This is a genomic window from Clostridia bacterium (assembly GCA_034926675.1).
Lineage (GTDB): Bacteria > Bacillota > DTU025 > DTU025 > DTU025 > JAYFQW01.
This window is the reverse complement of sequence record JAYFQW010000072.1, coordinates 18372-40883: the sequence shown is the minus strand read 5'-3', so window position 1 is coordinate 40883 and position 22512 is coordinate 18372. Positions and strand designations below refer to the sequence as shown.

Below are 22512 nucleotides of genomic sequence, written 5' to 3'. Positions count from 1 at the left end.
ACTTCGACATCTACAGCGTGGGCAAGTTCCGACACATAGGGCAGACACCGGCCACAGCGGATTCGCGAGGCAATATCGAATTCTCATTTATGAGCATCGCACCGCCATCAATTGCTCAAAACTGAGGTGTTCGAGGCGGGTTCACGCTCATTATTGAGAAACTCGTCGATTTCGCCGGCGCCGGGCGCCTGGAGCGAGAGCCTTGCGGGCACGGCTCACGGGCACGCCCCGGAGTTCACAACGCCCGTAGCAGGAGTGGAAGCAAGTCGCTACCTGGCGCGGCCAGTCGCTGGAGCGTTGATTCTGGCGTCACGGCCGCAGATTCTCATTTATGAGCATCGCACCGCCATCAATTGCTCAAAACTGAGGTGTTCGAGGCGGGTCTACGCTCATTATTGAGAAACTCGTCGATTTCGCCGGCGCCGAACGCCTGGAGCGAAAGCCTCACGGGCACGGCTCACGGGCACGGCTCACGGGCACGCGCCGAGGATCGCAGCGCCAGGCAGGGAGTGATCCGTGGCGGCATGCCTGGCGATCCCTAGGTTGGGCTACTGGGCTACAGCATCCCCAACGGGACGCGAAGGGCCTCTCCGTTGGGTGATTGCGGGGTTGGTTGGGATTGTCTACTATTGCCTACTAGCGAACCGCCACTGCGCTGGGCCACGCGGCTATCGCTGCCCCAAGCAGTGTGGCGATTGCCAGCAATGCTCTCAGAACAACGCGCGAGCGGGTGCTCGGTTCGCCCCGCAGCCCAAGGAGATACGCCGCGGCGAATCCTCCAAGTAAGCCGCCGATATGGGCGTAATTGTCGATGACTGCGGTCGCGAACCCTATGCCAAGATTCAGGATCACAAGCACTATGAACCGGGCGCCTGCAATTGCTCGGAATTGGCGCGGGTAGCGCAGCCCGAAGTAGAAAAGGCATCCGGCCAGGCCGAATATTGCGCCGGATGCACCCACGCCGATCATCCTGGGGTCTGCGAAGATGGTGCTGAAGATCGATCCCCACAGCCCCGCGGCAAGGTACGCAATTATGAACCGGGGCGTGCCGAACAGCCTCTCGGTTACGCTGCCGAGATTGTACAGGGAGTAGGAGTTCGCAGCAAGGTGAAACAAGCCCGAGTGCAGGAAGATCGATGTGATGAGGCGCCACCACTCACCCGCTCGGATTGCCGGGGCGTATTTCGCGCCCATGTTGACCAGCACCCACGGATTGCGTGATCCTCCGGAGACTTCAAGCATTATGAACACCGCGAGATTGATGCCGAGGATGACATAGGTGGCTGGCGCTGTGCGCTGAATACGAAGAGGGCGTTCAATGTAGCTCATAGGCGGCTTTCCTCCGTGACCACGGCTGGCTCTTGATTCCATCGCAATACTACATGATACTGGGCTGGTGCAGCAAGTGCCATCGCCACGCATGCTCCACCCTGGGAATGTGTTCTGGGAATGTGTTCTGGGAACACGCTCTGGGAATCCGGGATCGCCAATCGCGTTCGCGGCGGGAACGCATGGGGCCTGCGGGAAGAAGGGAAGCTGCAGGTATGTGCGAAATAGACGTAGGTCCCAACCATTCTTCATACTAGGGCATGACAGGGCCAGCCGGTGAGTTGGACCGTTGATGCCCGTCCCGTCCGGAATTGGGAAATGGAGGCGTTGCAGCAGATGTCAAAGCCACGTGTCCTGGTCACCAGGAGAATACCCCAGCCTGGCCTGGATCTACTCGCACCATATGTTGAGATGGATCTGAACTCCGATGATGGGGCCTTGTCTAGGTCCGATCTCATCAAGAGAATCGGGAACGTCGAGGGCCTTCTCTGCCTTCTCACCGATGTTGTCGACGCAGAGATCATGTCGAGAGCCCCGAGGCTTAGGGCCATTTCCAACTATGCAGTGGGGTTCAACAATATCGACATTCCAGAGGCCACTCGGCGAGGCATTTCGGTGGCCAACACACCGGGTGTGCTGACCGAGACAACGGCTGATCTCGCCTGGGCGCTCTTGATGTCCGCTGCCCGCCGCGTGGTGGAGGCAGATCGGTTCACCCGAGAGGGCCGCTTCGAATCGTGGGACCCGATGCTCATGCTCGGCGCCGACGTGTACGGAAAGACTCTCGGCATCATCGGCCTCGGCAGGATCGGCCAGGCAGTGGCCCGCAGAGCTCGGGGATTCGATATGAGCGTAGTCTACTACAGTGACCCGCGGCTTTCGGCCGAGGAGGAGAACAGCCTCGGCGCATCGTTCGCATCCATGGAAACGCTTCTCCGCGAGTCGGATTTCATCTCTCTCCATGTCCCCCTAACGCCATGCACGCGTCATCTCATAGGAGAAAAGCAGTTCAAGATGATGAAGCCAACGGCAGTGCTCGTTAATACCGCAAGGGGCCCAGTCGTGGATGAGCGCGCTCTGGTGCAGGCGCTTCGCAATGGGGTCATAGGCGCGGCTGGGCTTGACGTGTACGAGAATGAGCCCGAACTCGCCGAGGGCCTTGCGGAATGCCCCAACGCGGTGCTGCTCCCCCACATAGCCAGCGCGAGTGTGGAGACGAGAGCCAATATGGCCACCATGGCAGCTGGGAATCTCCTAGCGATGCTTAAAGGCAGGCATACTGAGAATATCGTGAATCCTGAGTTCCTGCGCAACAGGCCTGTGTGACCATGGCACATGGAAATGTGCTCAGATGACCATCGCCTTCGAGCTTTCCGCGCCATTCCGCATCAGTAGTGATAGAAGATGGGGCGGACGCACAATCGCTGCCCCAGATGATGAGAACACGAAGGAGTGGTTGTCCATTGGCGTTCTACGACGGGCTCGGCGTGATATCCCTCTATGAGCGAGCTGTGCCGTGGTGGGCGAGGCGGGCGTCTGCGCCGCAGGCTGGACCCGCGATTGAGTGGGAACGGAACGGGATGAGATTCGTCCTGGTTGGAGATGTGGACCCAAAACTGCTGCTGAAAATGGCCCAGAGCACTGGCAAGTAGGGCCTCGTCGGGTCTGCGCTGCCATGACGGCTTGGCCAGTGAATTACGATGCTCTGGAGGAAAACATGAAGGTCAACCCCTGTTCACACGCGAATACTCATCTTGGGCGTTCGCTCGAACGGAGGTTCGTCTTATGGAGGAGTTCTGTTTCGTCCACGCTGCCGACATCCATCTCGATTCTCCCTTTGCTGGAGTGGGTTCCGACTCCCCGGAACTGGCCGCGGCGTTCATGGGTTCCACAAGGCAGTCTCTTCGCTCCATATGCGATCTGTGTGTGAACAGCAATGCTGCCTTTCTCGTCCTTGCGGGTGATGTGTTCGATGGAGCACAGCCCGGCCTCAGGGCTCAGCTTGAGCTCCACTCCTGTGTGCGCCGGCTTGCCGGGCACGGCATTCACACCTACATCGCCCATGGGAACCATGACCCACTATCTACGGTTTGCGCAAGGCTTGATTGGCCTCGCGAGGCGCATTTCTTCTCCGACGAGGTGCAGTCGTACCCGGTGGTGGCGAGAGGGCGCGAACTCGCCGAGGTGCAGGGAATCAGCTATTCGAGGCCTGTAGTAACGGATAACCTGGCGAAATGCTTCGCGAAGCGCCCGGGCAGCCCGTTTGCGATTGGCGTACTTCATGCCAACGTGGGAGGCCTTCCAGGGCACGAGAACTACGCGCCATGCACCATTGACGACCTGATAGCGACTGGCATTGACTACTGGGCTCTGGGGCACGTCCACACTCACGTGGTTCTTCGGGCGGAGCGTCCGGTTATCGCATACCCGGGTTGCGCTCAGGGGAGAAACCCGCGGGAGTCGGGCGAACACGGCTGCTGCCTGGTTCATGTAGACTCGTGCGGAGATGCGGTGGTTGAGTTTACTCCCACTGATCGAATAAGATGGCATACCATGGAGCTATCGATAGACGGGATGTCGTCCATCGATGAACTGCTGGCAGCCTTGGATTCAGGGCTATTGGCAGCCCAACGAGGGTCGGATGGCCGATCCTGCGTCGCCAGGGTTCGGCTTGCCGGGCGCGGCCCGCTGCACAGTGAGATCTCCCGTGGAGTGAGTTCGGCTGATCTCTTGGCTGCAGTGAGGGAGGCACGCGGGCTGGATGGTGGGCTTTCCTGGTCAGATGCGGATAGGTTCATCTGGGTGGAATCAGTCGTCGATGACACTGCTCCAGAGGTTGACCGCGGCGCCCTCGTGGGCGAGGGCACTTTGGTCTCGGATTTCCTGAACCTAGTGGATGAAGCGAGGGCAGGCGGTGATCAGGGGCTGCTGGCCTCCATTCGGACCGCCCTTGCCTCCGATTTGAAGAGGCACAAACAGGCCTTCACCATGGTGAGCAACATGACCGATGAGGAGATTCTCTCCCTTCTGAACAGGGCTGAATCTATCGGACTCGATCTTCTCCTTGGAGAGGAGGCGGGGGTATGAGGATTCAGGAGATCTTGATCGACGGGTTTGGGGTGTTCGCCGGGCAACGAGTGAAGGATATCGGCCCCGGAGTTGTGGTGTTCTCCGGCCCAAATGAGGCGGGGAAGACGACGCTGATGTCGTTCATCCGGGGCGTTCTATTCGGCTACGAGAACAAGGCTTCCCGGTTCCACTATCCGCCTCTTGCAGGCGGTCGCCACGGGGGCGCGCTGACTGTGGCAATGAGCGATGGCAGCGAGCGCCGAATCGAAAGGTATGTTGGGGCTCCGAGAGCGAGTTCGCCTGATGTGCCTGTAGGCATTTCGAAGGCCTTCTACTCAAACGTGTTCGCGTTTGGTCTCTCAGAACTCGCCTCCATAAGCTCGCTCGGCTCGGAAGAGGTCAGCGCGCGGATCTACAGCGCGGGAGCAGGGCTTGGAGCTGCCTCTCTGCCGAGAGCCCGTGCGGATCTCGGGCGCGCTATCGACGCTCTGTACAAACCATCAGGTTCGACACCCGAGATCAATCGCATCATCGCCTCTATGCAATCGGCTGAACACGAGATCTCTGCCCTCCTGAAGGCGCCAAAGGAGTATAACGAGTTGATCGAAAGGATCAAGCTTGCGCAGGAGGAAGCGAGAGCCGCGACTGTTGCGGCAGACGCGGCGAGGCGGTTGGAGCTGTGGCTTACCAGCCTTCTGAGGACCCGGGACACCTGGGAGGCGATGCTTTCGGCTTCTCGGAGCATTGAGCAGCTTCGTGACGCAAGCCGGGGAGATGAGGCGCGCCGGGCGTCGCTGGCATCCGTCGCAGCTGGAATCCGAGAGCTGGAGCGGGAATCCACGGCCCACGCCAGGCTCATGCGTAGTCTGCCAGCGCTCGAAGCTGCGCTGGCGGAGCGGAGGGCGACGTTTGCGGATAGGCTCAAGGATTTGGGCCCTTCGTGGGATGAAGACCGGCTGGATCGCCTTGACACGTCTGCAGCTGCGGTGGAGGAGGTCCGCAGGCACCGTGGGAGTGCCGAGGACGCGGCGCGGATTCTGGCATCTGCAGAGGAGCGAGAGCGGAGCGTGGGAGAGGCCGTGAAGGATGCGGAGAAACGCTACAACGACGCGAGGCGCAGGGCGGGCGAGCAGGAGAGCGGCCGGGGCCGGGCATCTGATGCAGGCGCCGCTGCACGCAGGCTCCAAACCACTGGCGCCCTTGGAGCTTTGGCAGCGGCCGCTGCAGGTCTTGCAGTGGCGTGGGGAAGATCTCCCACTGTGATGATCGTGGCGGTCACTGTAGGAGCCGCCGCAGCCGCAGTGATCCTCTGGTCGACGCGGCGTGCTGTGGCCCGCGATGAGGCGGATCGGCGTGCGGAGATCGGCGCCGAGCTCGCGAGCCTGGCGGCCGATGCATTAGAGGCGCGCAAAGCGTGGGAGCGTCATCACGAGGAGGCGGAAAAGGCCAGGCGAGCCGTTCAGGCTGCGCAAGACAGGTGGTCCCATTGGCTTGCAGAGAAGGGGCTGGATCCGTCGTATGGCCACGATGCAGCGCTGGTGGCGATGGACGGAGCGCGTAAGGCGCGCGGTGTGCGGGAGGAAATCCGGCTTGCGGCGGAAGCGGAATCCATGGGCGTGCAACAGGCTGATTCGTACGCCTCATCAGTAAGCGCAGTCCTAGCAGGACTGGGTCTGGATCCTGTGGGCCGCTGCGAAGCCGGAGAGGCGATATCTCGGCTCGCGGGCGAGCTTGATGCGGCGATAGCTGTTCAGGAGGCGGCCGCACGTGCCGAGGAGAGACGCCAGGGGCTTGTTGCCCAGTTCGACTCCGCGTTTCCAGAGGACCAGCGAGCGGCCGCCCGCCGGGAGCATGCTGCATCAACCCGCGAAGAGCTGGAAGCTCGGGCGGATAGCGCGATGCGTGATCGGGTGGCGAGAGAGAAGGATGCAACTGACTCCGCAACTGCCCTGGGCGGCCTGGAACAGGAAAGGCGCACTCTGGAAGCCTCGGATGAGCTCGCGTCGGCTGAGGCTCGCCGCGCTGCACTCGACGCGAGGCTGCGCAAGCGTCTGCTGGAGTGGGCCTCATACAGGATATGCCAAGGAATCCTCACTGAAGCGTGCGACAGGTACGAGCGGGAAAGGCAGCCGGCCGTGATGCGGCACGCCTCAACCGCGTTCTCTACAATGACGGGGGGAAGATGGGAGTCGGTCATTGCTCCCATGGGTGGCCTTGCCACCCTGGAAGCGGTGATGGATGACGGGCGTAGGCTGCCTTCAGATCGGATGAGCCAAAGTGCTGAACAGCAGCTTTACCTATCAGTGAGGTGCGGGCTTGTGCGCGAGTATTGCGCTCACGCGGAGCCCATGCCTGTGGCGATAGACGATATCCTAGTGAACTTCGATCCCGAACGGGCCTCCGCAGCTGCTCAAGTCCTTTCGCAGCTGTCGGATGTGTGCCAGGTGCTGGTGTTCACCTGTCATCCCCATGTGGTACAGCAGTTCAGAGCCACGGGGCGGGTGACGAGGGAGTACAGTCTTGAGGGCGGGACCATCCTCACCACCCGCTCGATGACGCGCCAGGGCGGCGCAGCTACAATGCCCTGAACGCCGCGCTGATCATCAGCGTGAGCTTGGACGCCATGTCGGGCTTGCTGAACAGGGTAAGTATTACACCAGCTGCAATCGTGGATGCGATCTGCCCGCCCACGTTTGCGCCCATGGCGTGCATGAGTAGGTAGTTGTTTGGGTCCTCTTCCTGGCCCACGACCTGGACCACGCGGGCTGCCATAGGCACGGCTGAGATGCCCGCCGCGCCGATCAGCGGGTTTACCTTTCCTCCAGAGAGCCAGCACATGAGTTTGCCCACCAACACACCCACGCCTATTCCGCCGGAGAAGGCCAGAAGCCCGAGAGCCAGTATGCCCAGGGTCTGCACGTTCAGGAACGCCTCTGCGGTGGCTGAAGCTCCAACCGTGAGGCCTAGGAATATCGTGACAATGCTCGCAAGCTCATTCTGGACAGTCTTGCTGAGCCTATCCACCACGCCGGACTCCTTGATCAGGTTCCCGATCATCAGCGATCCTATGAGGCCTGCGCCAGACGGCAGTATGAGGCCCATGAGAACGGTGACGATGATGGGGAATATGATCTTCTCCGTTTTCGACACCGGCCTCAGCTGTTTCATCTTGATGACCCGTTCCCGCTTGGTTGTGAGCGCTCGCATCACAGGCGGCATTATGATAGGAACGAGGGACATGTAGGAGTAGGCTGCGACCGCGACCTGAGCCAGCATGTGCGGGGCGAATCGGGATGTGACATAGATCGCCGTAGGGCCGTCTGCTGCACCGATGACGCCGATTGAGGCGGCTTCGAGAGGCCGAAATCCGACGAGCAAAGCGGCAATAAAGGTGATGAAGATCCCTGCCTGCGCCGCAGCGCCAAGGAGGATCGTCTTCGGGTTGGCAATGAGGGGGCCGAAGTCGGTCATTGCCCCGATTCCGAAGAACACAAGCATAGGATAGATTCCTAGCTTGGTGCCGAGGTTGAGGTAGTACAGGAGTCCTCCGGGCGTGCTGCCGATCGGAGGGGCCGACAGCCCTGTCATCGGCAGGTTAGCAAGGAGCATGCCGAAGGATATCGGGAGAAGCAGCATCGGTTCGTACTTCTTCACTATGGCCAGGTACATCATGACGCACGATACGACGAGCATGATCACATGCTTCCACGTGAGGGCTGCAAAACCGGTGCTCAGGACGAAATCACCTAATGCCTCCACCAATTGCGGGATCCTCCTTTAGCGCAATCCGGCAGTGTTGTGCGCGTGGGCGCACCTTTTCATAGAATTCGCCACGAAAAACGGATAACCTTCGACTCATCCACGGAAAGTGGGCCGAAGGTCATCCAGCAGTATAGGCCTAGGCGTCTGTGTATTCGGTCCGTGGTCTCCGTGTGCCGTCCGCCTGCTTGCGGCGCCTCTGCTCCGCAAGTGCTAGGCAAGCTCAGAGGCTGCCGGGCCTACTCCGGGAACACTCCATCCTGCGCCTCTGTGCGATAGGCAGCTGTCCGGCTGGGAATGAAAGACGCGGTGACCCCGTTGATCCTGTGAACGTGGGATTCCGCGTTTTTGGTCCGCAGTGAAACCGTGTGAGTGTGGTTGGCATCTGTGGATGTGGATGGCGATGTCCATCCGCTCACCTCGTGAGAGTGGGAAGTCTTCCCTGACGCAGTTGCGCCTACGACGCGGTGGACGTGGCCTCTGGGCGAGGGCCACGGCGGCCCGGTCACAAACCCCACCCTGTGGGAGTGGCCTGCCTCATTCACGGTGGTTCCGTCTATTCTGTGAACATGCTTCCGGAAGTCGCGAACTCCGAAACTCTTCTGCTCCAGACGATCAAAAAGCCTCTCCAGCAAGTCGGATCACCTCAGCACATCTTATACCCCTCCAGAATCACAGGTGTTGTGCCCTGGGCACAAACAGGACAAAACGCACTGGGCGCGAAGTACCGGTACATACCGGGGCAAACCAGGAACTCCCAGTGTCACGCTTCTGCGAGTGCTCCGGAACTAACCTTGATGAGAGGTGCGTTGGGTGCGCTACGACTTTGACAGTGTGTTGGACAGGCGAGGCACCAACTCCGAGAAGTGGGATTTCAACGACAGGGTGTTCGGGAGGGCGGATATCCTTCCGATGTGGGTTGCAGACATGGATTTCGCTGCGCCATTGCCTGTCATGGAGGCAATAGCCAGACGCGCGGAACATGGCGTCTATGGCTACACTGGCGTCGGGAAGTCGTACTACGATTCCGTGGTGGGCTGGGTGGAGAGGCGGCACGGTTGGCGGATTGACCCCTCGTGGATCCTCTCGACCCCTGGAGTTGTCCCCGGTTTGGCCATCTCCGTTCTCGCGTTTGCTCAGCCGGGCGATGGCGTGGTCGTCCAGTCCCCTGTCTATCCGCCGTTCTTCCGAGTCGTGGAATCCAACGGTCGGGTGCTCATGGTGAACCAATATTCCCTCGACGGCGACAGGTACACGTTCGACTGGGGGGACCTCGAGGCCAAACTCAACCGCGGCCCGAAGCTTCTGCTCCTCTGCAGCCCTGCGAATCCTGTGGGAAGGGTATGGACCCGATCTGAGCTGTGCCGTGTCGCCGAGATGTGCATGTCGCACGGCGTCACCGTCATATCTGATGAGATCCACTCGGATATCGTGTACCCCTGGGCAAAGCATGTTCCTTTCAGTTCCCTGAATGATCAGGTCGCAAGCAACTCCGTAACATTCATCGCGCCGAGCAAGACATTCAACATCGCAGGGCTTGCGGCGTCCGTGGCCATCATCCCCGATCCTGCGCTGCGTTCGCGGTTCGAGAAGGTGCTGCGGGGGCTCGGGCTCGGCGATGGGAACCTGTTTGGCGTGACCGGGCTTGAGGCTGCTTACACCTACGGCGATGATTGGTTGGATCAGGCCATGGCGTACCTTGAGGGGAATCTCAAGTACATGACTGAGTTCTTCGCGGCCCGGGCGCCAGAGGTGCGCGTGATGCCTCCAGAGGGCACATATGTCATATGGCTGGATTTCCGGGAGCTTGGGCTTGCTCCATCGGAGCTCCGACGGTTGTTGGTCGACAAGGCTCGGGTCGGGCTCAGCGATGGGCCCATGTTTGGCCCTGGCGGCGCCGGATTCCAGAGGATCAACATCGCGTGCCCTCGGTCAGTTCTCTGCGAGGGGCTCACCCGAATCGAGGGCGCCATCAGCCGCTTGAAAGATAGATAGGGGCGGCGCCGGCGAGTAGAGGAGACGCGCTCTAGCCTGGAGAAGTACCCATGATGTGGCGTGAACTGACAACTGTCATGCCGTAACCTTACGGAACAGTCAGCAGTCACGCAGGAGGTGGAACGTCAATGAGCAAGGACCGAGCCAAGTTCATCATGGTGTTGCACAGCCATTTGCCATGGGTCATGGGCTGCGGCAAGTGGCCTTTTGGCGAGGAGTGGATATACGAGATAGCCTGGGACTGCTATCTCCCGCTCATCAGGTCGATAAGGAACCTGGCAAGAGACGGTGTTCCGTCGAACCTCACCGTGAGCATTACTCCAGTGCTTGCCCAGCAGCTGGCGACTGATGGATTCAAGCAGGGTTTTGCGTCGTATCTCGAAGACCGCCGCCTCCGGGTGAAGGAGGATCGCGCGGAGTTTCTGCAGTCTGGGAGGACTGATCTTGCTAAACTCGCTTTCTGGATGGAGGATCAGCTTTCCCAGGCGATGCAGGAGTACGACGGAATGCGCCGGGATTTGCCAGGGGCCTTCGCGGCTCTGGCCAGAGACGGGATGATTGAACTTGCCACATCCGCCGCAACTCATGCGTATCTCCCGCTGCTGAAGTGCGACAAGTCCAGGAAGCTCCAGATCCGCATGGGCAAGGTGATGTTCACAGACGTGATGGGCATTGAGCCCAAGGGGTTCTGGTTCCCAGAATGCGCATACAAGCCTGGGCTTGAGTCTTTTGTGGATAGTGAGGGGTACCGGTACACGGTGCTCGATGCCATGGCGGTGAAGGGCGGCAAGGCGGTGAGCCACTACGGGCAGAGCACTCGGGTCACGCCTGACACGGGGAAACCTGTTGACACTGTCTATCTGTGCGGCAGCTCAGACCTGATGGTATTCCCGCGTCATCCCCAGCTGTGCGCCCAGGTCTGGTCGAAGTGGACAGGATACCCTGGCGACTTCACCTACAGGGAGTTCCACAGGCAGAACCCACGCTCAGGGATGCGCTACCATCGGGTGACGGATTCCGTGGGCGACCTCTCCACGAAGAAGCCATACGACCCTGAGGCCGCTGTGGCTCGCGCAAAGGAGCATGCGGCGCATTTCGTGGCGCAAGTGGAGGCGGCAGCTGACCGCGCGGAGTCGGAGACGCCGGTTCTTACCACGGCGTTCGATACAGAGCTATACGGGCACTGGTGGTTCGAGGGTCCCATCTTCCTTGAGGAAGTATCTCGCCTGTTTGCGAAGGCATCCGCGGTTGACTTCACCACACCGTCCAGGGTGGTTGATGCAGTTGACCACGCGCGGATCGCCAGGGTGGAGCCTGTTGAATCGTCGTGGGGCGTGAACTGTGACCATTCAGTCTGGATGAATGAAAACACCAGGCCCATGTGGGAGAAGATTTGGGAGGTTGAGGATGTGGTTGACCAGAGCTGGGTCCTCACCCCTTTCGGGCCTTGGCCGGGGGACTTCTGGAACCTTCAGGGAGATGTGGACAGGGTGCTCCGCGAGTTCCTCCTAATGATGGCTTCCGACTGGGAGTTCCTGATGTATACTGATACCGCGGGAGACTACCCGCAAAGGCGCTTCGAGGGGCACAGGCGCAGTTTCGCGGAAGCATACAGCCGCCTACGTGAAGAACTCCATGACCATAACCTGTCGGAGTACTCGTACTAGCCCCCGAGCCAAACGGAGAAGGAGGTTCGCTGCGAGTGAAGATCCTCTTTGCCGCCTCGGAGGTCAACCCGTTCATGAAAGTGGGCGGGCTTGCCGACGTTGCTGGGAGCCTTCCAGGATTCCTTGCTGAGTCAGGTTGCAGTGTTCACCTCGTCATGCCGAAGTACGAGACTGCCAAATGGAACGGACTGTCGCTGGAGGAATGGGGATCTGTCTACCCGCCCATGGGCTACGGCCGCGAGGAAGGGCAGGTGCACACTGCCTCCATAGCCCCCAATCTCACGCTCTACGCCATACGGAACGGGGCCTACTTCGCCAGAGAGAGGCCATACGATTTTCCAGATGACATGCGCCGTTTCATGTTCTTCTCCAAGGCGGCGTATGAGCTTGCGCGCATAATCAAGCCTGATGTGGTTCACGCGAACGACTGGCATACCGGTATGCTCCCAGTGTACTGCAGGGTGTACGGGTGTCCGGGAGACCCCGGCACTGTAACGACAATCCACAACCTTGCATTTCAGGGGCAGGGCGATTGGAGCGATTTCCTCTACTCATCGCTGCCATGGGAGCAGTTCAAGCCGAATGGCGCGGAGTACGGTGGCAAGTTCAACATTCTGAAAGCCGCGATAACTTACTCAGATAAGGTAACCACGGTATCGCCGACATACGCTTCCGAGATCCAGACACCCGAATTCGGAATGGGGCTCGAGGCAGTGCTTGCCGCAAGGCGCGATTCGATTCGGGGGATACTAAACGGGCTTTCTTACGCCGAATGGAACCCGGCCACAGACACGCTGGTTGCGTCCCAGTACGATGTGGAATCCATTGGCGCTCGTGAGCACAACAAGAGATCGCTGCTGGCCAAGTTCGGCCTTGAATACAGACCCGATGCGCCGGTCTTCGGCTTTGTTGGACGTCTCTTCGAGCAGAAGGGAGTCGACATTCTGATCGAGGCCGTCCGCAGGTTTGCATCTGAGGACGTGCAGTTCGTGGTGCTGGGAACAGGATCGGCTGAGTACGAGGAGTCTCTTCGGGGTTTGGCCCATGCCTACCCAGGCAAGGTAGGAGTCAAGCTCGCTTTCAGCAACTACCTGGCGCACGAGATATACGCGGGGGCCGACTTCTTCCTGATGCCATCCAAGTTCGAGCCGTGCGGGCTCGGGCAGATGATAGCCATGAGGTACGGATCGATACCCATCGTCCGAGCCGTTGGGGGCCTTCGGGATTCTGTGACGGAGCCTGAGACTGGCGTGGTGTTCTGGAACTACTCCTGGGAGGAACTGCACAAGGCGATGAGCAGGGCTCTTGCATTGTACCGCGATCCAGAGGCTTGCCTTGCCACAAGGGTGCGTTGTATGACAGCGGACTACTCGTGGAACAGATCGGTGAATGACTACATCTCTTTGTACCGGGACCTGTCGTCGGCGCGGGCACAAGGCTGAACCTGCCCCGCCTGATGTTGAAGGAATCTGAGAATCAGAGGTGACCACATGTCAGAGCTGCGAAAAGACCCAGTCACTCGAAGATGGGTGATCATTGCTACTGAACGCGCCAAGAGGCCCAGCCAACTGCATTCGCCTGCCCCAGTCACCTCTCCGGATATGCCGGAGCGGGATCCCAAGTGCCCATTCTGCGAAGGCAACGAGATGATGACCCCGCCGGAGGTCGCGGCTTACCGGAATGCGGGCACCCAGAGGGATACTCCTGGCTGGTGGATCAGGGTGATCCCAAACAAGTACTCCGCTGTCGATCCTGGCATCCCCCTGGAGCGGATTGGTCAGGGGATGTACGATATGGCCACCGGGTTCGGCGCACATGAGGTGATAGTCGAGTCGCCAAGACACAACCATACCTGGGCTACAAGCACCGAGCACGAGTTCGAGGAGATGCTATGGTCGTATCGGGACAGGCTCATTGGCTTGATGCATAATCCTGCCCTCAGATACGTGCTCATATTCAAGAACTACGGCCCGGAGGCAGGCGCCTCTCAGGCGCATGGGCATTCACAGCTCATAGGGCTTCCCGTGGTTCCCAAGCGTGTAGCGGAAGAGCAGGAGAGTTCGGCCGAGTACTTCCGGCTGAAAGAGCGCTGCATCATGTGCGACGTGATCAGGCAGGAGAGGGCGGACAATAAGCGCATCATCTACGAGAACAACGAATTCATCGCGCATGCGCCTTACGCGTCGTACCTGCCATTCCAGATTCTGATCACACCCAAGGCGCATTCCCCGTTCTTCGAACGGATGGAGAAGACGCAAATGATGGAGCTGGCCAGGCTGTTCAAGAAGGTGTTCTGGAGCCTGTCGGAAGTACTCGGAGACCCGCCGTTCAACTGCGTTCTCCATTCCACCCCTCCTGCCTCTGCAGGAGACGAGAGGTACAACCACTGGCACTTCGAGATCGTGCCCAGGCTGACCAAGGTGGCAGGGTTCGAGTGGGGTTCCGGGTTCTACATCAACGTGGCCACTCCAGAGGATTGCGCCGCCGCGCTCCGCGACAAAATCGCTGAGCTCGACGGGGCAACATGTCCTGCGGAGAAGTTGTAGCCAGGCCGCGGGCCGCTTCGGCAGCCGCCTGGGCTTGGGCTGCGCCAGCAGAAACAGAGAAGAAAGGCCCCCGCATGCTGCTCCCAGCAGGGAGACGCGGGGGGCCTTTCATTTGCAGTGCCGTGGCGGGGTTGAGCCAGGAGAGGCGAGCCGGGCTGCCAGGGGCCTCTGCCAGGCCTGCCAGGCTTACGCGAACCTGCGCACGACTGGCCCTCTAGGGCCTCCAGTGCGGCGTAGTCTGGCAGTCTGGGTCGCAAAGCAGAGAGCCAATAGGATGAGGCCTATCACGTCCGTTACGAGGCCTGGATCGATCAGAAGCAGGCCAGCAGCGAACAGCAAGATCCGCTCCCACCATGGAGAGTGTGTGCGAAGCCATCCTGCGACTGCGGCGCCGATAGCGACCATCCCCACAAGGGATCCCAGGATCATCCTGGGAGTGTGCAGCCACGACGCGTTGATCAGCAGCAGGTCGGGACTGTACACGAAGAAATACGGAATCAGGAACGCTGCAATGGCGAGTTTGGTGGCGTTGACTCCAGTCTTGAACGGATCCGCCTTGGCGATTCCTGCGCCTGCGAATGCCGCGAGCGCCACAGGCGGTGTAACGTCTGCCACAATGCCGAAGTAGAATGTGAACATGTGGGCTGCGAGCGGCGGCACGCCTAGCCTCATCAGCGCGGGCGCAGCTATCGTAGACGTGATTACGTAGTTGGCGGTTGTGGGAGCGCCCATTCCGAGTATGAGCGATGTGAGCATCGTGAAGAACAGCGTGAGCAGCAGATGTCCGCCTGATAGGTCGACAAGCCCGGTAGCGAGCTTGAGCCCGAGCCCTGTGAGGGTGACTGTGCCCACGATGATGCCTGCCGATGCGCACGCCACGGCCACGCCGACTGAGGTTCTGGCGCCCTGTTCGAGAGCTGCGAAGAACTGCTTCAGGCTCACCTGTGGGGCGCCCACGAGCGCACGACTCAGGAAGAACATCGCAACCCCGTAGACTACGCACGCAGTGGCGGACTGGCCGTTGAAATGCATGTATGCGAGTCCGCCCAGAGTGAGGACGATATCTCCATGCTTCACGAGGAATGTGAGCAGCCCGGCGCCGGCGTTCTTGCCATTTCCAGAGCCCATCGTGAGAAGACGGAGCAGTGCGAAATAGACCACTGGAGGCAGAGTTCCCAGCAGAACTGCGTTCCAGAGCGGAACCGACATGAACTCACGAATCGCGAACGCGCCTGCGGTGAAGGCAATGACAATGCCTGACACTAGGTCAAAGTTGGGCATCATGGGCTTTGCCCAGGCTGCCGTTGGGGCAGCGGTCTCGCGTTTGAGCACCCCTGCCAGAATCGCCAGGATGATCCCATAGATGGCCGCCTTTGTGGGCGTCCTGCCTGTGGATAGGAAGAACACCATCCCGACGATGGGGAGGATAAGCTGACCCTTCTCAGCCAGTATCCTGCCGAGCCTGGGGATCTTGTCCTTCGGCATGGCCACGAGGCCGCTCTTGGCCGCTTCTAAGTCCACCCCGATCCATATTCCCATGAAGTAGAGAAGAGCGGGGATGATGGCGGCCTTGGCGATCTGCACATATGGGATCCCGAGGAACTCCGCCATCAGGAAGGCGGCGGCGCCCATGATCGGGGGCATGATCTGTCCGCCTGTGGAGGCTGCCGCCTCAACTGCGCCGGCGAATTCCGGCCGGTAGCCGAGGCTCTTCATCATCGGTATTGTGAAGCTTCCGCTGCCTACGGTGTTGGCGACAGAGCTTCCGGATACGGTTCCCTCAAGGGCCGATGTGAACACAGCCACCTTCGCCGGTCCGCCTCTCTGTCCACCTGCGACGGCGTTGCCAAGATCGATGAAGAACTGGCCGATGCCTGTCTTTTCGAGAAAGGCGCCGAACATGATGAAGAGGAATATGAAGGTGGATGAGACGCCGAGTGGAATTCCGAGTATACCTTCGGTGGTGAAGAACATGTGGGTGACCAACCTGCTGAAAGACGCACCACGGTGCTGCAGAAAGCCTGGCATGTACTTTCCGAAGTAAGCGTACAGCAGGCAAACTGACACCAAGATAGTGATCGGAAGCCCGACCACGCGCCGGGCCGCCTCAATCACCAAGAGGATTCCCACACACCCGATGACCATGTCGAGGCTAGTGTAGTCGCCTGCCCGGAGCATGAGGCCGCGGTAGTTGAGGAGGTAATAGCCTGCCACAGCCGCTCCACCGGCCACTAGCGCCAGGTCGAACCATGCGAACTTATCGCGCCCCTTGACAGTGGGCGGATACAGCAGAAACGTGAGGACGAGGACGAACCCCAGGTGCGTGATGCGTTGAATCTGAGGGGCCTTCTCGCCGGTGATCGCGGTGTACAGCTGGAACAGAGCGAACGCAATCGCGACAACCGTGACGATGATCGAGAGCCATCTGGCCATGTGCCTGGTGGCCGACTCCCGGTCGTACTTGGCCAGTATCTCCTCGATGTTCACCGCATCAGAATCGACCGCGCGGGGCGCTCCGCCAGCGGCGCTCGGAACTGCTGCGGCCTTGCGCAGCTTGTCTGTGCCTTTCTTGGATTTCGCCAAAGCCCTCAGTACCCCCTTATGAAGAGCGGCAGCCGTCGGGCCGCCTCCACTCCCAGATCGACCTCGGATCCCGGCTCTACCACGCTCGCCAAGTCGATGACCTGGCCCTTGCATGAGAACCTGTGCCTTGCGATTCCGCCCACTCTGAAGGCGATTCTATCGAACTCGCGGCTCATTCCCACTATGCGTATGGCGTCAGGTTCGAGGATCATCCTTTCTCCCTCGCCTGGCTCAGTGGGCAGCCCGGCGCCGAAGTCATGGTACGCCGTCTCATAGAGCTTGATCTTGCCGTTCTCGGTCAGTATGAACTTCTCGATGACTGGCGTTCTCGCTACTGAATGGGTGAACTCCATTTGAAAGGTATCGCCCGGCTCAACCGCGGAGCTGTACAGGATTCGTCCGCCTCCGGCTAGCAGAACCAAGCGATATGAGCGCGGGGCCATCGCGAGAGCCAAGAGCGCTGCTGCGGCGAGGACCCCCGCTGTGAACAGCAGATTTCTGCTCCTCATAATAGCGTGGGCCGGACGTTCGGTCCGCACTGAAGACGGACAGCGCGCCCGGCCGACCCTCCATACACTTGTGCCGGAGAAGGCCTCATAGACCCTGCCCGGCCGCTATTTGACTATGCCCTTCTCCTTGTAGTACTTCTGGGCGCCCGGATGCAGGGGGGTGGATATCCCGTCGAGAGCGGTTTCCAGAAGGACCAGAGCGCCCTTGGAGTGGGCGGCTGCAAGTTCTCCGCCATTTTCGAACAAGACCTTGGTTATGTTGTAGACGTCCTGCTCCTTGAGGCCGTTGCCTGCGATTATGATCGCCATGACCGCTACGGTGTTGGCCTCTTCGCTCTGATTCAGGTAGGTTTTTGCAGGGATCTTCGTCGCTGCGAGGAAGGGGTAGCTCGCCTGGATTGCCTTCATCTTATCGGCGGGGATAGAGAGGATCCTGATCTTATGCTGGGTGGACACATCCTGGATGCCGGAGTTGGGTATTCCCGACGTCACAAAGAAGCCGTCGATGTGCCCATCCTTGAACTGGTTGGCGCTCTCTGCGAACGACAGGTACTGCTCCTCGAAATCATTGTAGGTGATTCCGTACGCGCTCAGCACCTGACGAGCATTGGCTTCGGTGCCGCTCCCGGGGGCGCCAACGGAGATCCGGCGTCCCTTGATGTCTGTCCAGTTCTTAATCGGTCCATCAGCCTTCACCACGAACTGGATGACCTCTGGGTACAGAGATGCGACGACGCCGTAGTTCTTGAGGGGCTTGCCATCGAAGGCCTCGATTCCGTTGAACGCGTAGTGGACTGTGTCATTCTGGACGATTGCCAGATCTGCTTCGCCCTTGCTGATTAACCTCATGTTTTCCACGGACGCGCCTGTTGACTGTGCACTCATGCTGAGCGAGGGCGCCCTCTTGTTGACGATGTTGGCGATAGCGCCTCCAAACGGGTAATAGGTGCCCGCGGTGCCGCCTGTGGCCAAGATCAGCTGAGTTGCTGAGTAGGCGCCGAAAGACAGAACGAGGACAGTGAGCACGGCCATCGCGATGAGAAGGATCCTCTTCAAACAAGACGCCTCCTTTGTGATGGGAATGCGGCAAGGCCGCCCGTGATCCACGCGGCTTGCCATATTTGGCCTTGCATATATTCGCTGCAACTGTCCATAAAACCTGCAACACATACAGGATTTGTTGAACTCGCGCCCAGTATTATGACTGGTATCCACATCGGAAAACCGGCAGCAGGGCGCGGCGATCGATAAGGATGGCGAGACGGTTGGTTGACACCCTCTGATGGGGCGGAGTACAATTCGGATAACCTAACGCATTAACAGCGCGGGCCGGAATGCCGCGCGGGGGGAGCATGTCCATGCTAAGGATCGAGAACCTGTCGAAAAGCTACAAGAAAGGCTCAGTGCGGGCGGTCGACTGCCTTAACCTTGACGTGTCCGCCGGAGAGATATTCGGTTTTCTCGGCCCGAACGGCGCAGGCAAGACCACGACGATCAAGATGATTGTGGGGCTCTTGTCGCCGGATTCCGGCAGCATCACAGTGGACGGGAAGAGTGTCTCCCAGGATCCCGTTGCGGCAAAGTCCCGCATGGGCTTTGTTCCCGACAACCCGGATCTCTTTGAGAAACTCACAGGTGTTGAGTACCTGAACTTCATGGCCGATGTATACGGGGTCCCTTCGGCTATCCGGAAGGAGCGGGCAGCGGAACTCCTACGGATGTTCGAGCTTGAGGGGGCCGTGCGCGACATAATCGCAAGCTACTCCCATGGAATGCGGCAGAAACTCGCCCTATCGGGGGCTTTGCTGTCTCGGCCGAAGCTTCTCGTATTGGATGAACCCATGGTGGGTCTGGATCCGAAGAGCGCTCACCTGTTCAAGGACCTGATCAACAAGCACTGTGAAGATGGCGGCACGGTGTTCTTCTCTACTCATGTGCTTGAGGTCGCCGAGAGGCTGTGCCATCGCGTGGGCATCATCAGCCATGGGAAGCTCATAGCCCTAGGCACTCTAGATGAGTTGCGGAAGGGCGCTCGCGGCACGGCGTCAGGAACCTCGGGGGAAATCGGCGTGCCCGGAGAGGAGTCGCTTGAGGAGCTGTTCCTGCAGCTCACGGAGGGAAGCCATGAGTAGTGTGAAGCAGTTCTGGGCTCTATTCCGGACCCTGCTGAATCTCAACTTCGGATTCTCATATGGCCGGTACACATACATTGTCCAGAAAAAACGGCTATGGGAGCCGATAATGATTGCAGTGGCATTGGCCTCCTCCGGCGTGACGATGATGGCGGGTTACATCGCGCTTCTGAACGCGATCTATGTAAACGGCCAGACCCTCGGACAGGGGAACATGATACTGACTCTCGTGATTGTGGCGGGGCAGATTACAGTTCTGATCCTGGGCCTGTTCTGGGTGATAGGCGCGTTCTACTTCTCGCGCGAAACGCCCACTCTGGTCCCTCTCCCGATCCTCCCTGGAACCGTGGTGTTGGCCAAGTTCGCGGTCCTTATGGTGAACGAGTACATCACCCTCGCGCTGTTGCTCATCCCGGCCTTTGCTGTGTACGCGGCGAGGTCAGGCGCCGGGCTCTTGTACTGGATAACAGCTCTGGCCGTATTCCTGTTGGCGCCGGTGATCCCGCTCGCCATATCCTCTATAGCAGCCATGGTGATCATGAAGTTCGTCAATGTGCGCAAGAGCCAGACCCTCTTCATGGTGATCGGGTCTGTGATCTTCTTTGGCGCTTACTTTTGGTTCCAGTATGCCATGATGCATATGCAGCCCAGGTCAGCAGCTGAGATGATGAACTATCTCATGACGGTGCAGGATTCGCTCTCTCGCACTATCGCCGTGCGGTTTCCGCCAAGCCTCTGGGCGTCGGTTGCGTTGTCGCGCCCTGGCACGGTTCAAGGAATCGGAAGTCTGCTCCTGTTCGCGGCCGTGTCCGCCGCGGGGGTTGCGGCAGTGCTCGTCGTTGGGAGCAGGATGTTCTACTCCGGGCTATTGGCAGGCGCCGAGGTGGCCGCGGGCGGCAACAGGAGGGGTCGAGATCGCTCGAGGCGTGGCGCTGAAGCAAGGGCGAAGGGCGCAGGCGAGGGCGCCCGAGGCGCATTCGGAGGCGAGGAGCGGCCGAGCGAGTCACTGTGGGCGTCGAGATCGGCAGTGGCCGCGATTGCCCACCGGGACCTCCGAATCTTCCTGAGGACTCCGGCCTACGCCATGAACGGGTTCGTCAACGCTCTGATCTTCCCAGGGCTCCTGCTGGTGTGGTTTGTAATAGGAGGAGACGCCAATCGTGATCCTCAGCTCGTTGCGCTCATGAACATGCTCACGTCTCCGCAAACCGCCTCCTACCGTGCTCTGGTGTACGCTGCAATGATCATGTGGACTGCGGGTTTGCACATGGTGTCGTCCACCGCGTTCTCTAGAGACGGGAAGGACTATTGGATCAACAAGGCCATACCCGTATCGGCGGAAAAGCTGATCCGCGGCAAGCTCGCCTTCGCCCTGGGATTCGACCTGTTTGCCGCCGTGCCGCTTGCGGTGATCCTGCAGCTGATTGTGAAGCTCCCCCCAAAGAGCCTTCTCATGGCATCTGCAATCGCGCTTGCGGGCACACTGTGGATCACCTTTGTGAGTTTGCACGTGGACATGGTGCGGCCATATCTCAAGTGGGATAACCCTCAGAGGGCAATGAAGAGCAACCTGAATGGGATAATCGTTTGGCTGCTTGTATCGGTGGTTCTGGCAGGACTGGGTTTCGTGGTTTACCGCGGCGCTAGGGCAGGGTGGAGCACATGGGTGATGCTATGGAGCGCCCTGGGGATCTTTACTGTACTCGCGGGAGTGTCGTTCACTATGCTCATGAGGGCGGCGCCTGGGGCGATCCGTTCAACGGAGGTGTGATAGCTGTGGCGAGAGCGTGGCGCGGGGTCATCGAGGAATATCGGGAGTTCCTGCCTGTTGATGCAGATACTCCGGTGGCGACTCTCAGAGAAGGGAATACGCCGCTGATTCCGGCGGAGCGCATTGCAGGGCAGATCGCGGATGAGGCCGTGAAAGGCGGCTCGCGCGCGCCCAGGATCGAGCTGTACGTGAAATACGAAGGTGTGAATCCGACAGGCTCGTTCAAGGATCGCGGGATGACAATGGCCATCTCGAAGGCTATAGAGAGCGGGGCTCCGGCCGTGATGTGCGCCTCCACGGGCAACACATCCGCGTCTGCTGCGGCGTACTCCGCTCGCGCTGGGCTCAGATGCATCGTCTTGATACCAGATGGCGCCATAGCCATGGGTAAGCTCGCCCAGGCCATGATGCACGGGGCCACAGTGGTCGCCGTTAAGGGCAATTTCGACGATGCTCTGGCGATCGTGAGGAAGCTCACCAGCGAACACAACATCGCCCTTGTGAACTCGGTCAACCCATATCGCATCGAGGGGCAGAAATCGGCCGCGTTCGAGGTTGTGGATCAGCTGGGGGCTGCTCCGGATTACCTGGCCATCCCAGTGGGCAACGCGGGGAACATCACTGCCTATTGGAAGGGGTTCAAGGAATACAAGGCTGCCGGGCGGGCCGGCTCTCTCCCGAGGATGATCGGGTTCCAGGCAGCGGGCGCAGCGCCGATAGTCCGCGGAGAGCCCGTGCCGAATCCGGAGACCGTGGCCACAGCCATAAGAATAGGCAACCCGGCGAGCTGGACAAGCGCGGTGGCTGCGGCTAGGGAGTCCCGCGGGTTCATAGAGGCGGTCACCGATGAGGAGATCCTGGAGGCCTACGGGATGCTCGCGTCGACAGAAGGCATCTTTGCGGAGCCCGCCTCCTGCGCGCCGCTGGCAGGGGTGATCAGGATGATCAGGACAGGCAGGATGCGCGATGGGGAGCGGGTGGTAGTGGTGCTCACAGGGCATGGCCTCAAGGATCCGCAGATCGCGATCGGACAGGCATCCGGAATGCGGCAGGTTTCATCGGTGGAGGCAAGCGCGGATGCTGTGGCCAGGCTAATCGGAATCTAGGCCCGTATGCAGCCAGAATTAGCTCAGCGCGGCCTTGAACAGGATG

Annotated in this window: 17 protein-coding genes; 11 read left to right on the top strand and 6 right to left on the bottom strand. The window is 59.9% G+C overall.

Translation table 11 applies throughout. The features are described 5' to 3' along the window. Nucleotides 1-636: 636 nt before the first annotated feature. Complete coding sequence (locus tag VB144_14280; protein ID MEA4884796.1) at nt 637-1329, bottom strand: rhomboid family intramembrane serine protease; 693 nt, start codon at nt 1327-1329, stop codon at nt 637-639. Between the two features lie 336 nt (nt 1330-1665). Here VB144_14280 and VB144_14275 point away from each other — a divergent pair, with 336 nt between their 5' ends. The 4 genes from VB144_14275 to VB144_14260 all read left to right on the top strand — a co-directional run bounded on the left by VB144_14275 (nt 1666) and on the right by VB144_14260 (nt 6986). Further along, nucleotides 1666-2655: a D-glycerate dehydrogenase gene (locus VB144_14275; GenBank protein ID MEA4884795.1), complete on the top strand. Its 990-nt coding sequence runs from the start codon at nt 1666-1668 to the stop codon at nt 2653-2655. Between the two features lie 137 nt (nt 2656-2792). Then, the gene (locus VB144_14270) at nt 2793-2981 is read left to right on the top strand and encodes a hypothetical protein (GenBank protein ID MEA4884794.1); all 189 of its coding nucleotides are present in this window, start codon (nt 2793-2795) and stop codon (nt 2979-2981) included. 133 nt (nt 2982-3114) lie between these two features. Continuing rightward, on the top strand, nt 3115-4416 hold the full coding sequence (locus VB144_14265; GenBank protein MEA4884793.1) for a DNA repair exonuclease: 1302 nt from the start codon (nt 3115-3117) through the stop codon (nt 4414-4416). Continuing rightward, nucleotides 4413-6986, top strand: coding sequence for an AAA family ATPase (locus VB144_14260; protein MEA4884792.1), 2574 nt, complete (start codon nt 4413-4415; stop codon nt 6984-6986). Before VB144_14265 ends, VB144_14260 begins: the two co-directional genes overlap by 4 nt. Here VB144_14260 and VB144_14255 read toward each other — a convergent pair. Together VB144_14255 and VB144_14250 are read right to left on the bottom strand one after the other, a co-directional pair. Then, on the bottom strand, nt 6973-8160 hold the full coding sequence (locus tag VB144_14255; GenBank protein ID MEA4884791.1) for a sodium ion-translocating decarboxylase subunit beta: 1188 nt from the start codon (nt 8158-8160) through the stop codon (nt 6973-6975). The genes VB144_14260 and VB144_14255 overlap by 14 nt on opposite strands. A 236-nt stretch (nt 8161-8396) precedes the next feature. After that, nucleotides 8397-8792, bottom strand: a complete 396-nt coding sequence (locus VB144_14250) for a YmaF family protein (protein ID MEA4884790.1) — start codon at nt 8790-8792, stop codon at nt 8397-8399. A 178-nt stretch (nt 8793-8970) separates the two neighbouring features. Between VB144_14250 and VB144_14245 the strand changes: the two genes are divergently transcribed. The 4 genes from VB144_14245 to galT all read left to right on the top strand — a co-directional run bounded on the left by VB144_14245 (nt 8971) and on the right by galT (nt 14365). Further along, nucleotides 8971-10152: a PatB family C-S lyase gene (locus VB144_14245; GenBank protein ID MEA4884789.1), complete on the top strand. Its 1182-nt coding sequence runs from the start codon at nt 8971-8973 to the stop codon at nt 10150-10152. Between the two features lie 128 nt (nt 10153-10280). After that, the gene (locus VB144_14240; protein ID MEA4884788.1) at nt 10281-11819 is read left to right on the top strand and encodes a 1,4-alpha-glucan branching protein domain-containing protein; all 1539 of its coding nucleotides are present in this window, start codon (nt 10281-10283) and stop codon (nt 11817-11819) included. A 35-nt stretch (nt 11820-11854) separates the two neighbouring features. After that, a complete protein-coding gene (locus VB144_14235; GenBank protein ID MEA4884787.1) occupies nt 11855-13261 on the top strand; it encodes a glycogen/starch synthase in 1407 nt (468 codons plus the stop codon). 48 nt (nt 13262-13309) lie between these two features. Beyond that, nucleotides 13310-14365, top strand: a complete 1056-nt coding sequence (gene galT / locus VB144_14230; protein ID MEA4884786.1) for a galactose-1-phosphate uridylyltransferase — start codon at nt 13310-13312, stop codon at nt 14363-14365. A 186-nt stretch (nt 14366-14551) separates the two neighbouring features. On the opposite strand, the gene VB144_14225 is transcribed toward galT, so the two are convergent. The 3 genes from VB144_14225 to VB144_14215 all read right to left on the bottom strand — a co-directional run bounded on the left by VB144_14225 (nt 14552) and on the right by VB144_14215 (nt 18513). Beyond that, entirely contained in the window at nt 14552-16948 is a 2397-nt protein-coding gene (locus VB144_14225) for a TRAP transporter permease (protein ID MEA4884785.1), read from the bottom strand. Nucleotides 16949-16953: 5 nt separating this feature from the next. Next, the gene (locus VB144_14220) at nt 16954-17457 is read right to left on the bottom strand and encodes a DUF1850 domain-containing protein (protein MEA4884784.1); all 504 of its coding nucleotides are present in this window, start codon (nt 17455-17457) and stop codon (nt 16954-16956) included. Nucleotides 17458-17562: 105 nt separating this feature from the next. Next, on the bottom strand, nt 17563-18513 hold the full coding sequence (locus VB144_14215) for a TAXI family TRAP transporter solute-binding subunit (GenBank protein ID MEA4884783.1): 951 nt from the start codon (nt 18511-18513) through the stop codon (nt 17563-17565). Between the two features lie 302 nt (nt 18514-18815). Between VB144_14215 and VB144_14210 the strand changes: the two genes are divergently transcribed. From VB144_14210 to thrC, 3 genes are read left to right on the top strand one after another with little or no spacing between them, the layout of a single operon-like run. Beyond that, nucleotides 18816-19589, top strand: coding sequence for an ABC transporter ATP-binding protein (locus tag VB144_14210; GenBank protein ID MEA4884782.1), 774 nt, complete (start codon nt 18816-18818; stop codon nt 19587-19589). Then, nucleotides 19582-21360, top strand: coding sequence for a hypothetical protein (locus VB144_14205; GenBank protein ID MEA4884781.1), 1779 nt, complete (start codon nt 19582-19584; stop codon nt 21358-21360). Before VB144_14210 ends, VB144_14205 begins: the two co-directional genes overlap by 8 nt. Beyond that, nucleotides 21252-22466 carry a threonine synthase gene (gene thrC / locus VB144_14200; protein ID MEA4884780.1) on the top strand — a complete coding sequence of 405 codons (1215 nt, stop codon included), beginning with the start codon at nt 21252-21254 and terminating at the stop codon, nt 22464-22466. Before VB144_14205 ends, thrC begins: the two co-directional genes overlap by 109 nt. Nucleotides 22467-22512 lie beyond the last annotated feature (46 nt).